General features: G+C 42.9%; 14 protein-coding genes and 1 pseudogene. 4 read left to right on the forward strand and 11 right to left on the reverse strand.

All coding sequences use genetic code 11. The features are described from left to right. Window position 1 precedes the first annotated feature (1 nt). The 3 genes from MHN30_RS08270 to MHN30_RS08280 all read left to right on the forward strand — a co-directional run bounded on the left by MHN30_RS08270 (window position 2) and on the right by MHN30_RS08280 (window position 2312). On the forward strand, window positions 2-940 hold the full coding sequence (locus tag MHN30_RS08270) for a LysR family transcriptional regulator (RefSeq protein ID WP_010374031.1): 939 nt from the start codon (window positions 2-4) through the stop codon (window positions 938-940). A 99-nt stretch (window positions 941-1039) separates the two neighbouring features. After that, on the forward strand, window positions 1040-1432 hold the full coding sequence (locus MHN30_RS08275) for a hypothetical protein (protein ID WP_239359224.1): 393 nt from the start codon (window positions 1040-1042) through the stop codon (window positions 1430-1432). 271 nt (window positions 1433-1703) lie between these two features. Continuing rightward, a complete protein-coding gene (locus tag MHN30_RS08280; RefSeq protein ID WP_239359226.1) occupies window positions 1704-2312 on the forward strand; it encodes a MarC family protein in 609 nt (202 codons plus the stop codon). 37 nt (window positions 2313-2349) lie between these two features. Here the strand turns inward: MHN30_RS08280 and mltG are convergent, their stop codons facing one another. The 9 genes from mltG to yceD all read right to left on the reverse strand — a co-directional run bounded on the left by mltG (window position 2350) and on the right by yceD (window position 9481). Continuing rightward, window positions 2350-3321, reverse strand: a complete 972-nt coding sequence (mltG, locus tag MHN30_RS08285) for an endolytic transglycosylase MltG (RefSeq protein ID WP_239359227.1) — start codon at window positions 3319-3321, stop codon at window positions 2350-2352. 5 nt (window positions 3322-3326) lie between these two features. Beyond that, the gene (gene pabC, locus MHN30_RS08290; RefSeq protein WP_045989938.1) at window positions 3327-4166 is read right to left on the reverse strand and encodes an aminodeoxychorismate lyase; all 840 of its coding nucleotides are present in this window, start codon (window positions 4164-4166) and stop codon (window positions 3327-3329) included. A gap of 33 nt (window positions 4167-4199) precedes the next feature. Further along, window positions 4200-5438: a beta-ketoacyl-ACP synthase II gene (fabF, locus tag MHN30_RS08295; RefSeq protein ID WP_010604997.1), complete on the reverse strand. Its 1239-nt coding sequence runs from the start codon at window positions 5436-5438 to the stop codon at window positions 4200-4202. Between the two features lie 86 nt (window positions 5439-5524). Beyond that, entirely contained in the window at window positions 5525-5761 is a 237-nt protein-coding gene (acpP, locus tag MHN30_RS08300; RefSeq protein ID WP_010374019.1) for an acyl carrier protein, read from the reverse strand. 216 nt (window positions 5762-5977) lie between these two features. After that, window positions 5978-6724 carry a 3-oxoacyl-ACP reductase FabG gene (fabG, locus tag MHN30_RS08305; RefSeq protein ID WP_130164254.1) on the reverse strand — a complete coding sequence of 249 codons (747 nt, stop codon included), beginning with the start codon at window positions 6722-6724 and terminating at the stop codon, window positions 5978-5980. A 13-nt stretch (window positions 6725-6737) separates the two neighbouring features. Then, window positions 6738-7664: an ACP S-malonyltransferase gene (gene fabD / locus MHN30_RS08310; protein ID WP_211857749.1), complete on the reverse strand. Its 927-nt coding sequence runs from the start codon at window positions 7662-7664 to the stop codon at window positions 6738-6740. Window positions 7665-7717: 53 nt separating this feature from the next. Further along, window positions 7718-8764: a phosphate acyltransferase PlsX gene (plsX, locus tag MHN30_RS08315; protein ID WP_010374011.1), complete on the reverse strand. Its 1047-nt coding sequence runs from the start codon at window positions 8762-8764 to the stop codon at window positions 7718-7720. 11 nt (window positions 8765-8775) lie between these two features. Further along, window positions 8776-8946: a 50S ribosomal protein L32 gene (gene rpmF / locus MHN30_RS08320; protein WP_010374010.1), complete on the reverse strand. Its 171-nt coding sequence runs from the start codon at window positions 8944-8946 to the stop codon at window positions 8776-8778. 10 nt (window positions 8947-8956) lie between these two features. Continuing rightward, entirely contained in the window at window positions 8957-9481 is a 525-nt protein-coding gene (gene yceD / locus MHN30_RS08325) for a 23S rRNA accumulation protein YceD (protein WP_010374009.1), read from the reverse strand. Between the two features lie 119 nt (window positions 9482-9600). Between yceD and MHN30_RS08330 the strand changes: the two genes are divergently transcribed. Further along, entirely contained in the window at window positions 9601-10203 is a 603-nt protein-coding gene (locus MHN30_RS08330) for a nucleoside triphosphate pyrophosphatase (protein ID WP_130164255.1), read from the forward strand. On the opposite strand, the pseudogene MHN30_RS08335 reads toward MHN30_RS08330, so the two are convergent. Then, window positions 10189-10832 (reverse strand): annotated as a pseudogene (locus MHN30_RS08335) (HAD-IIIA family hydrolase). The gene MHN30_RS08330 and the pseudogene MHN30_RS08335 sit on opposite strands and share 15 nt — an antisense overlap. Before the next feature lies 1 nt (window position 10833). Continuing rightward, on the reverse strand, window positions 10834-11784 hold the full coding sequence (gene rluC, locus MHN30_RS08340; RefSeq protein ID WP_130164257.1) for a 23S rRNA pseudouridine(955/2504/2580) synthase RluC: 951 nt from the start codon (window positions 11782-11784) through the stop codon (window positions 10834-10836). Window positions 11785-12224: the final 440 nt, after the last annotated feature.

Consider the following 12224-nt stretch of genomic DNA (forward strand, 5'->3'; position numbering starts at 1 on the left):
AGTGAACATTAGTAAAATTGACCTTAACCTGCTGGTTTACCTCGATACCTTACTTCGAGAGTGCAATGTAACACGTGCCGCAAATCAATTAAGTATTACCCAACCGGCAATGAGTAACGGTCTTAAGCGTCTCAGAAACCTCTTTAACGACCCTATTTTGGTACGTACCAGCGAAGGCATGGTGCCAACAGAGCGCGCGCTTGAGCTGCAGCCTGTGATCCGTGGCATACTCATGACTTTGGAAGAAACCTTAGCCCCTAACAGGGAGTTTGAAGCAGCGAGTAGTAATCGAGTATTTAGGATTATGGCCAGCGATTATGCTGCAAGTACGCTTGCGCCGAAACTTCTAACTAAACTTCATGAAGAAGCCCCAGATACAACCCTTGATATTCTCACGCCGAGTGATGTTACTTTTCATGATGTAGAAAATGGCAAGGTAGACATGGCAATTAACCGCTTCGAAAATCTACCTCAATCGTTTCACCACAAACGAATTTGGAAGGATAGTTTTTGCTGTCTGGTGAAATCCGATAACCCGGTTATTACCAACTTTACGCTTGATGCCTATTTAAAATCTCGCCATATTTGGGTAAGTAAAACCGGATTTGGTGTTGGGGTTGGAATGGATCCCGCTGATGTACAGAAGCTTGGCTGGGTTGACGAGGCGCTTGCACACTTTGGAAAACACAGAAACATCGCAACTTTTACACGTAATTATCACGTTGCAATTCACTTAGCAAAAGAGCAGAATTTAATCGCAACATTGCCGTCAAAAGCCGCGAATATCTATCGTGATGATCCGACCTTAGCGGTTCTGGAACCGCCATTCCCTATTCCGCCGTTTGAGTTAGATATGATTTGGAGCCCGCTATTACACCGCGATGCGAGCCACATTTGGTTGAGACAAAAAATTGCTGAGGTAGCTGAAGAGCTAGCATAGCGATATAACTAAGCTCTGCTTAGGTGCGCTTTTTGAAATTGGTATCGCCAGCTAATTGAACTATCCTTTTATCTATATGCATAAAAGGTGCAATAGAGCATGGCGAAATTCTCTTATAGAGCAACGGTTGATAGTAAAGAGAAACTTATCCACGCAGCCGCATACGGGGAATGCGTGGAAGCCAATATTATCGAGATGTACAAAAATTTAGGACTTGCACTTAAATCGAATCAGCTAAAAAGTTTAGTTATCGACGTCTCTCAATTACATATCACCTACGACTATCCAAGCGTGCTAACCGTTTTACAAAAACTCAATCAATTTGTCGATGGGATTACTCTTGCCCGAGTAATCTCCCCCTCAGACACCAAAAGTGGATTAATTGAAGCATTTGCTGACAAGCACGGCTTAACGATTAAGAACTTCGAGAACTACAACGACGCAGTGGCTTGGGTACATACTGTGAATGAAAAAATATATAAAATTAAGTGAATATTCAGAATAAAGTCATGATATCAGTAATATTATTTGCCGTTGGTCAATAACAATCGGCCAACCATAAGTAATACCAATTGAATTAATTCTCTAATCAATTTGAAGGGTGAAATAGCATATTAGCTTCGTTAAAAATTTCTCATTTAGAACAACTAAATAGCAAAATTTTTGCCTTGCTACTAAAGCTATTTCCCCGCTTCAAGATAGATCATTTACTTAATACAACTGGTATAATTTGTGAACAACCTTTATTTCATAATAGGGAACTATGGAACACTATATCTCAACGTTCATTTTTTTCTTTGCGGTCATCGACCCCATTGGCACCATTCCAGTATTTATCGCAACCACCACAGGCTTTGATATTGCGACAAAACGAAAAATAGCGGTTAAAGCCACACTGGTTGCAGCCATTGTATTGCTGTTTTTTATTATTGCAGGCGAAATCATTTTAAACGCAATTGGTATTCCCCTACCTGCATTCGCGATTGCCGGAGGCATCGTACTATTCATCTTTGCCATGACAATGATTTTTGGCGAGGGTAAGCCGAGTGAAGAGATTAAGTTAGACAGTAAAGCATCCGACACCGCTATTTTCCCTTTAGCAATGCCTTCTATCGCAAGCCCAGGGGCAATGTTGGCAGCCGTTTTGCTGACTAAAAACAGCGAAAACAATGTATTTGAACAACTCCAAACCTCGATGATTATGCTCAGCGTATTGGCTATCGTGTTAATATTTTTACTGGTTGCGACAAAAATTCACCAATGGATTGGTGATAGTGGCGCAAGTATCGTCAGCCGAGTAATGGGACTTATTTTAGCTTCAGTCGCAGTATCTAGTGTACTGGCAGGTATTAAAGAATATTTTGTGTTGTAATAGAGAGTAACGAGAGGGTTAGCCCTCTCTTTCGATGTCATTGTTTCAAAATAAATTTCTTCACCGCTTTATTATGTTCAGTCAGTGTTTTCGAAAAGTGATGCCCACCATCTCCTGACGCAACAAAATAAAAGTATTCGGTTGTTGCTGGGTTAAGTGCCGCATGGATAGCAGCACGAGACGGCATTGCAATGGGTGTCGGTGGCAAGCCATCAATTCGATAAGTGTTATATGGCGTCTTTTCACGGATATCTTCACGTTTAATGTCACCATCAAAGTGCTCACCAATACCATAAATAATGGTTGGATCTGTCTGTAAACGCATACCTTTACGTAAGCGATTGATAAAAACGGAGGCTACTTTATCTCTTTCTGCAACTACGCCCGTTTCTTTTTCAATAATCGAAGCCAAGATCAAGGCTTCATAAGGCGTGTTTAAAGGAAGGTCTGGCATTCTATTTTGCCATTCCTTTTCAAGCACACTCTGCATTTTGGTATGGGCACGTTTAAGTAAGCGCAGCGCTGAGTCATTTCCATGATAGTGGTAGGTATCGGGGTACAACCATCCTTCAGCTGAACTTTGCGATATATTCAGTTGTGCTGTCAGTTTATCAATGTCTTGCCTTAAGTAGGGGGCGCTGAGGAGCTTGTTTTTGACTTCCCAAATGGGCATCCCTTCAATGATTGTAAAGCTAAAGTTGTGTTGATCCCCGCGACTAATTTTGCTGATGGCATCTAGCACAGTTAGCCCTTTAAGATCGTAAAAGCCCGCTTGTAACGCGAATAACTTAGGCTCTAACTTACTATAAAGTTGATAAGGAAAGCAGTTAGATAATGCCCCGCTACGCTGCCATAGATGACATAGCTGATTAAATGTTTGCCCAGCCTTTATCTCAACTAATGGCTCAGAGATATTAAGTGGTTCAAATTTAACCTTATTTATTTGCTGAGATAACCACCATGACGCTGCTGCTATCAAAAATGCGACGATGATAAACAGTTTTTTCATTTATATTACTTCCCTAAAAATCGCCTTTTCAATTCATGTAAGTCGGCGATATCGAAATGTTTATTCTCAATTCTTACTACAGGTACCAACTGCATTAAACTATTACAAATAAATACACCATCAGCTGCTTTTAACTCGTCAAAAGCAATATTTTTGACCCTAATGTCGTGTTTACTTTCAAGTGCGCTTAAAAACACCCCTTTAATGCCTGAGCCACTAAGATCTGGTGTATGCAGCGTGTTGTCTTTAATCATGATGATATTTGCCGCTGACGCTTCAATCACCCTATCATTGATGTCCGTCACAATGACATCGTCGCAAACCAATGTCAGTGCATCTTGTTTAATAAGTACTTGTTCTAATCGATTCAGTGTCTTTAATCCAGCGAGTAACGGCTGAATACCCAGTTTAACTCGGCTTAATGCGACCTCAATCCCATTCTGCTGCCAAGTTGTATAGTGTGAAGGAAAAGGTAATACCTGAATGCTCACACTCAGCTCAGGCGTCTCAGGAGCTTGGTAACCACGGCCTCCTTCCCCTCGAGTGATAAGGATCTTTAGCACCGCTTCCGCTTTATCTTTAACTTGCTCTTGAACCAAAAACTCGATTTCGTCTAGTCGTAACTCAGGAAAGCCCAAGCGCTGCTGACATTCCACCAGTCGGTTTCTATGAAGTGGCCACAAATCAACATTTCCATCACAGACTAACGCAGTGGTAAAAAAGCCATCGCCATAGGCCAATCCTCTGTCAGTGTTAGAAAAAAGTTGTTGATTATCCACATCACTTTCCTTTTTAAGGGTATCCAAAACATAAAAAAACCCGGCAATGCCGAGCTTTTTTATCATAACCTACTTTGCTATAAGATTACTAAGGCTGATCTACACCTTTTTAAATAGCAACGAACCGTTTGTTCCACCGAAACCAAACGAGTTACACAAAGTGTACTCTAGTTTCGCATCACGGGCAGTATGAGGCACATAATCTAAATCACAGCCTTCATCTGGGTTATCCAAGTTAATGGTCGGCGTTACTTTTTGGTCTTGCAGCGCAAGAATCGAAATAATTGATTCAACTGAGCCCGCAGCACCAAGTAAGTGACCCATCATTGATTTAGACGAGCTCACCATCACATTTTTTGCCGCAGAACCAAATACCGACTTAACAGCATGCGTCTCTGCAACGTCACCCGCTGGAGTAGAAGTGCCGTGTGCGTTGATATAGCCAACCTGCTCTGCATTGATCCCTGCATCATTCAATGCATTAACCATAGCTTGTGCAGCACCTGCACCGTCTTCTGGTGGAGATGTCATGTGATATGCATCGCCACTCATACCAAAGCCAACCAGTTCAGCGTAGATCTTCGCACCACGAGCTTTCGCATGCTCATACTCTTCCAGTACGATCACACCAGCTCCATCAGCTAGCACAAAACCATCACGGTCTTTATCCCAAGGGCGAGAAGCCGCTTGCGGATCATCGTTACGCGTAGAAAGCGCACGAGCCGCGCTAAAACCGCCCATACCAATTGGGGTTGACGCTTTTTCAGCACCGCCTGCTACCATCGCATCCGCATCGCCGTACGCAATCATACGTGCCGCATGGCCAATATTATGAAGGCCAGTTGTACATGCAGTCACAATCGAAATATTTGGACCTCTCAAGCCATGCATGATGGACAAGTGACCAGAGATCATATTGATAATGGTAGAAGGAACGTAAAACGGAGAAAGCTTGCGTGGACCGCTATTTAATAGCTTAACGTGGTTTTCTTCAATTAGCGTCAAGCCACCGATACCAGAGCCAATGGCTACACCAACTCTAGCGGCATTCTCTTCGTTAACTTCAAGACCTGAGTCTTTTAAAGCCTGTACACCTGCGGCGATACCATACTGGATGAAGACATCCATTTTTTTAGCATCTTTAGGGGAAATGTACTCAGTGACATCAAAGTCGTTAACTAAACCAGCAAACTTAGTTCCGAAACCTTCTGTGTCAAAATGCGTGATATTGCGAATGCCACTACGGCCTTCTAATAAGCCCTGCCAGGTAGATGCAACATCATTACCCAGCGGCGTCAACATACCTAAGCCAGTTACTACGACTCGACGTTTAGCCACGGTGTCCTCCAAAAAGGGATTATTATAATAATTGGGGGGTCTAGAAAGAGTTAGGGCAGCGAGTGCTGCCCTAATAGAAAAGCTAGTTACTCAGCGTGAGCAGTAACGTAGTCGATAGCTGCCTGAACAGTAGTGATTTTCTCAGCTTCTTCATCAGGGATCTCTGTATCGAACTCTTCTTCTAGCGCCATTACAAGCTCAACAGTGTCTAGAGAGTCAGCACCTAAATCATCAACGAAAGACGCTTCTGATTTAACTTCTTCTTCTTTAACACCTAGTTGTTCAACAATAATTTTCTTTACGCGTTCTTGGATGTCGCTCATTCTTCTTTCCTTTATTTAAACGCTACTGCGTTAATTTTCAGATTGCGGCGCAGTTTACGACGCATCATTCTGGGATTCAAGGATTGACCCGTACTTTTTTTTCTGGTCAAACCTGTTACAAAGCTTTGGATCTTTTTATCGCCTATTTTCGCGACGATTTCAAGTACGTTGTCGACAAGATCACAAAAATTTCAATTGATTTGTGATCTTAGCGGGTTAAACCATGTACATCGCACCATTTACGTGCAAAGTTTCACCAGAAACATACGCTGCCGCATCTGATGCTAAATAAACCACAGCCGCTGCGATTTCTTCTGGCTGACCTAAACGACCTGCTGGTACATTCGCCAAAGTCGCTGCTTTTTGCTCATCAGTTAGCTCATCCGTCATATCTGTCTGAATGAAGCCCGGTGCTACAGTATTTACCGTAATACCACGAGATGCAACCTCACGCGCCAATGATTTTGTAAAACCAATTACACCTGCTTTTGCAGCAGCATAGTTAGCTTGACCCGCATTACCCATAGTGCCCACTACTGAGCCAATGTTAATGATACGGCCATTTTTCTTCTTCATCATTGGGCGAAGTACCGCTTTTGATAAGCGGAAGATAGATGACAAGTTAGTATCGATGATATCATCCCACTCTTGATCTTTCATGCGCATCAGCAAGTTATCACGAGTGATACCAGCATTATTTACCAACACATCGATATCACCTAAGTCTGCTTTGATTGCATCCAAAGTTGCTGCGATTGAGTCGGCATTTGTCACGTTTAGCGCATAACCTTTACCATTTTCGCCTAGATACTCAGAGATACGTTCTGCACCAGACTCACTCGTTGCGGTACCCGCAACTTTTGCACCTTGCGCCACTAAGGCGTTAGCGATTGCTTTACCAATACCACGGCTAGCACCCGTTACTAGTACAACTTTACCTTCTAAAGAAAATAAATTACTCATAATGCTCTCGTTATTATTCTGCAGCTGCAATGGCAGCTAAATCATTTACCGACACACACGACACTGAGCGGTCGATGCGTTTGACAAGACCCGAAATCACTTTACCAGGGCCGAACTCAAAAGTTGTTGTAACACCTTCTTTCGCAACCGCTTGTACAGTTTCAGTCCATCTTACTGGACTATAGAGCTGACGAATAAGCGCATCTTTTATTGCTGCAGCATCTTTTGCAACAACAACGTCAACATTGTTGATCACATCAAACTTTGGCTCTGAAAAAGCGAGTGCTTCAAGATCTTTGGCTAATTTATCAGCCGCAGGTTTCATTAATGCGCAATGAGATGGAACGCTAACTGCAAGTGGTAATGCGCGTTTAGCTCCTGCTTCTTTACACGCTTCAGAAGCTCGATTTACGGCTTCAACGTGACCCGCAATCACCACTTGACCTGGTGAGTTGTAGTTTACCGGCGAAACAACGTCACCCTGTGCAGATTCGGCACACACCTTGGCAATCACGTCATCATCTAAACCAATAATTGCCGCCATTGACCCGGTGCCAGCAGGAACTGCTTCTTGCATGTATAAACCACGTTTTTCAACTAACTTAACGGCATCTGCAAGGGTTAATACTTCTGCACATACTAGTGCAGAGTATTCACCTAGACTATGGCCTGCTAGTGTCAGTTCAGCTTCAACACCTTTCTCTTGCCATGCTCTAAAGATAGCAACACTTGCGGTTAATAATGCCGGTTGAGTACGATGCGTTTGGTTTAATTCTTCTTCAGGACCGTTTAGCACAAGTTCGGCTAAATCGTAGCCTAGTGCTTCTGAGGCTTCAGCGAAAGTCGCTTTAACGATATCAGAAGATGCTAATAATTCAGATAACATGCCCACGCTTTGTGAGCCCTGTCCTGGGAAAAATAATGCGATTTTTTGTGACATATTGTGCTCTTATTTTCTCTGTTGTCGCCACGTCCTCATGTCACTTAGCAGTGTTAGGGATGCGGACCTGACGGTTGTTTTTCTGTGTCGACCTGAGCAAACACCGCTTGGATCTTTTCAGGGATCTTGCGTTGTACTTCTTGCGCAGCCTCTTCAATCGCGGCTAAAAATGCCTTCGTTGTGGCATTTCCGTGACTTTTCACAACAATACCGCGCAATCCTACCAGACTTGCGCCGTTATACTGGTCGGGGTTCACCCTTCTATACAATTTTTTTATAACGGGTCGAAGTAAAAAGGCCAACGCTTTATAAAAAAAGTGCTTTTTTAACGCTTTGCTAAACTTATGCATGATGAGTTTGGCAATCCCTTCACAGGTTTTCAAGGCGACGTTACCGACAAATCCCTCACACACAATTACATCGGCTTTGCCAGAGAACATATCGCTCCCCTCACAATAGCCTTGATAATTAATAACAGATGAGGATTTCATTAATTTTGCAGCTTGCTTGATACCATCATGGCCTTTGATTTCTTCAGAGCCAATGTTTAGCAAACACACTTTAGGTGAAGGAATATTTAATGCCTCTCCAGCCACGATTGAGCCCATAATACCAAACTGATAGAGGGTTTCAGGGTCGCAATGTACATTCGCACCAAGATCAAGCAAATAAACGGGCTGTTTTTTCTCTGTTGGAACGGCTGAAATTAACGCGGGACGCTTGATGCCAGGCAACATTTTTAACACATAGTGGGCCATAAAAAAGAGCGCACCTGTATTTCCTGAACTAACACAAGCCTGCGCTTCGCCAGATTTCACCAAATCAAGCGCAATACGCATTGAAGACTGCTTTTTATTTCTAAGTGCAGAGGCAGGTTCACAACCGTTAGTGACGACTTCTTTACAGTGTTTAATTTTGAGTCTTGGATGATCCAGCATATTAGCTTTAGTCAAAGCACTTTCAATAACTTGCTGATTACCACAGAGGATTAAATTTAGATTTGGGTGCTTAAGCACAGCAGCGATAGCTGCGGGGATAGATGAACGGGGGCCGTAATCGCCCCCCATCATATCTAACGCAATGGTTAGATCGGTCAGCATAAAGTAATCTCTTACTTAGAAATTACTTTAACGCCTTTGTAGTAACCGTCAGCAGTCACGTGATGACGACGATGAGTCTCGCCAGAAACCTGATCTACAGTTAGAGCTGGTCCACTGATCGCATCGTGTGAACGACGCATACCACGACGTGCGCGTGACTTCTTGCTTTTTTGTACCGCCATTAGCCTTCTCCTAAGAATCTTTCTTAAGTTGTTTCAAAATTTCAAATGGATTTGGTTTGCTATCTTCTGCTTCAATTTCACCAAAGCTCTTTGGCTTATCAGAATAAGAGCATAGTGCTTCATCATGCGTCGGGACTATCGGAATTGCGAGTAATAGTTCATCTTCGACGATCTGTCTTAGATTAACCTCACCCTCTTCATCCAGTTCCAACACATCATAACGCTCGGGAAGATCATCCGACTCTGCACCTAATCCGACTGGCGAATACGCAAAGTCTTGTTCCAAATCCAACCCTAATTCATCATTACAACGCTGACATACAACGGTTAGATGGGCTCGGACTTTGCCTTGCACAACAACCAAACCTTGTTCGTCGATGTTGAAATGAATGTCTACCGCTATTTCACTATTTTGATCACGCACAACTTGCTGCAATCGAGAAAGTTCTTCAAGCATTACAACACCGTCATAAGATGCTCGACGTTGCGCTGCTCTGCATGGATCAATAGTGATGGGAATTTTCACCTTTTGCATAGGGGCTGCATCATATAGATAGTTACTGTGTTAGTCAAAGTAAAAATACACTTTCCCTTTGTTTTTCGCGTTATTGCGCATTATCCTGTTGGCAATGTTGTCACAAAGATAAAAATCTCATGAAAACGCCCCTTATTCTAGCCTCAAGTTCGCCATTTAGGCAGTCAATTTTGAAAAAATTAATGCTTCCTTTTGCATCTTTTTCACCGGATGTAGACGAGCAAGCACTCGAAGGTGAATCAGCTCAGCAACTTGTTGCGCGATTGAGCGAATCAAAAGCCAAAGCAGCAATAGCAAAATATCAACAAGGTGTGGTGATTGGTTCAGACCAAGTTGCGCTATTCAACGGTGAGATCCTAGGAAAGCCACATAATAAAGAAAACGCGATTAAGCAACTAAGCCTATTTAGCAATAATCGCGTGACTTTTTTGACTGGTTTAACCGTTTTCGACATAGAAAGCGGCAAAACGGTCACTGAAGTGGTACCGTTTCACGTTTACTTTCGCCAACTCACCCAAGCACAGATCAGTAACTATTGTGATGCAGAAACACCTTACAACTGTGCTGGAAGTTTTAAAAGCGAAGGATTAGGGATCTGTCTGTTTGATAAACTTGAAGGAGAAGACCCCAATACCCTGATTGGCCTTCCCCTTATTCAACTCACTAAAACACTGCTCACGTTTGGTATTGATGTGCTCGCAGAGCAATCAAGCCAACAATAGGTTAGACAAGTCATGATAGTTATCGCAAATATGGGCAGCCGATGTTTGCGATAACTGCTCTCTTGTTGCAACACCCATAGTGACGCCGATCGCTTCAATGCCTGCATTCTTCGCTAAATTCATATCAATTATCGTATCGCCTACCATGACAGCCTCTGTAGCTTCCACGTTTAGTTCAGCCAAAATCTGAAGCAACATATCGGGATGCGGTTTAGACTCCGCCTCACATGCTGTCCGTGTCGTAACGAAAATATCACTCAACCCGCTTTCTGCTATCAGGCGGTCAAGTCCTATTCGGCTTTTTCCTGTTGCAACCGCAACTTTGACACCACTGCCATGTAATTGCTTTAAAAGCGCTTCAGCGCCTTCAAAAGAGGCGCTGGGGTTTTGTCTTGATGCTTATAGATATATTTATAAGCCGCAATTAAAGACGCTAATTTGTCTTCATGATTTGGAAAAAGTGTCAGTATCGCTTTATCGAGAGACAGGCCGATAATACTTTTCGCCGCTTCGTTACTGACGGGTGCAATTCCACAAGATTCAGCAGCCAAATGAATGGTATTTACGATTTTTGGCACAGAGTCCATGACGGTGCCATCCCAGTCGAAAATCACACACTTGTAGCGCATGTTACTTCCTTAATTTAACTAAGCATGCTTCCAAAGCCCCATCCAATGGCGCCTCTACATGGTGTGTCGTTTCTGTTTTTGGGTGCATAAATCTGAGTTCTTTGGCATGCAAAAACAGCCTATTTAATCCCACTTCACGCATTTTGGTATCAAACACCTGATCGCCATACTTATCATCACACGCAATTGGATGTCCTTTACATTGAGTATGCACTCGGATCTGGTGCGTTCTACCTGTTACTGGTGACGCCTGCACTAACGTTGCGGACTCAAAACGCTCAACGACTCTAAAACGAGTATGAGAAGGCTTGCCTTGCTCATGATCGACTCGCACCACTCGCTCACCTGACTTTAAGGTATTTTTACGTAGCGGTTCGGTGACATTTTTATGTTTGGCATCCCATTGCCCTGAAACCAGTGCAAGGTAATTTTTCTCCATGGTCTTTTCTCTTAGCTGCTCATGAAGTCCTTTAAGCACAGCGCGGCGCTTTGAAATCAACAAACAACCCGATGTGTCGCGATCCAAACGGTGCACCAACTCCAAGCTTTGCTCTTGTGGGCGTAATGCTCTTAATGCTTCAATTAAGCCATAGCTTAAGCCGCTGCCACCATGTACCGCCATACCAGCTGGCTTATTTATAACTATCAGATACTTATCTTCATAAAGAATGGCATCTTCTAAGTTTGCGACTTTATCTAGGTTTTTAGGCACAAACTCTGTTTTCTCGGCAACACGCACAGGCGGGATACGGATTTCATCATTGATTTGTAGTTTATATACAGGCTTCACCCGCTTTTTGTTTACGCGCACTTCCCCTTTACGAAGAATTTTATATACGGCGCTTTTTGGCACCCCTTTCAAATGCGTAACTAAAAAGTTATCGATCCTTTGACCTTCTTGGTCTTCAGTCACGGTAACGAAGCTAACTTGTAATGCGGGTTTCTCTGACATTGCCTAATCACTGATTTGAGTAATAATTTAGTTGCTATCTCGACATTATTAGTGGGATAATCAGGCCGCAAATTTTTGCGAGGTGCTTTTTATCGCAAAAACAATGTCGTGATGCACATCTTGGATGGCAGATCATACAGATTAGAGCTAATATTTCCAAAGCTTTTATCATGCATCTAAGATAAACACGTGCGAACAGTCAGTGCGAAGCGCGTAATATTTCGTTTAATGACTGGACACGATGAACAAACCAAAAAGCAAGAAATTAAAATTTGTCTGATACGTTTACCACAGTTGCAGTAATACCCGTGCATAGCAGGCCGCAACTCGTGAATAATCACAAAGCAATCAAGTCAAAAGATGGTGATAGCCAAGCTTGGCAAACCAAGCTCAACTTACCCCGTGCATGACTACTTTGTGAAACGAATAAACGTGCAAAA

The sequence above is a fragment of the Pseudoalteromonas sp. OF7H-1 genome (genome assembly GCF_022347825.1).
Classification (GTDB): Bacteria; Pseudomonadota; Gammaproteobacteria; order Enterobacterales; family Alteromonadaceae; genus Pseudoalteromonas; species Pseudoalteromonas maricaloris.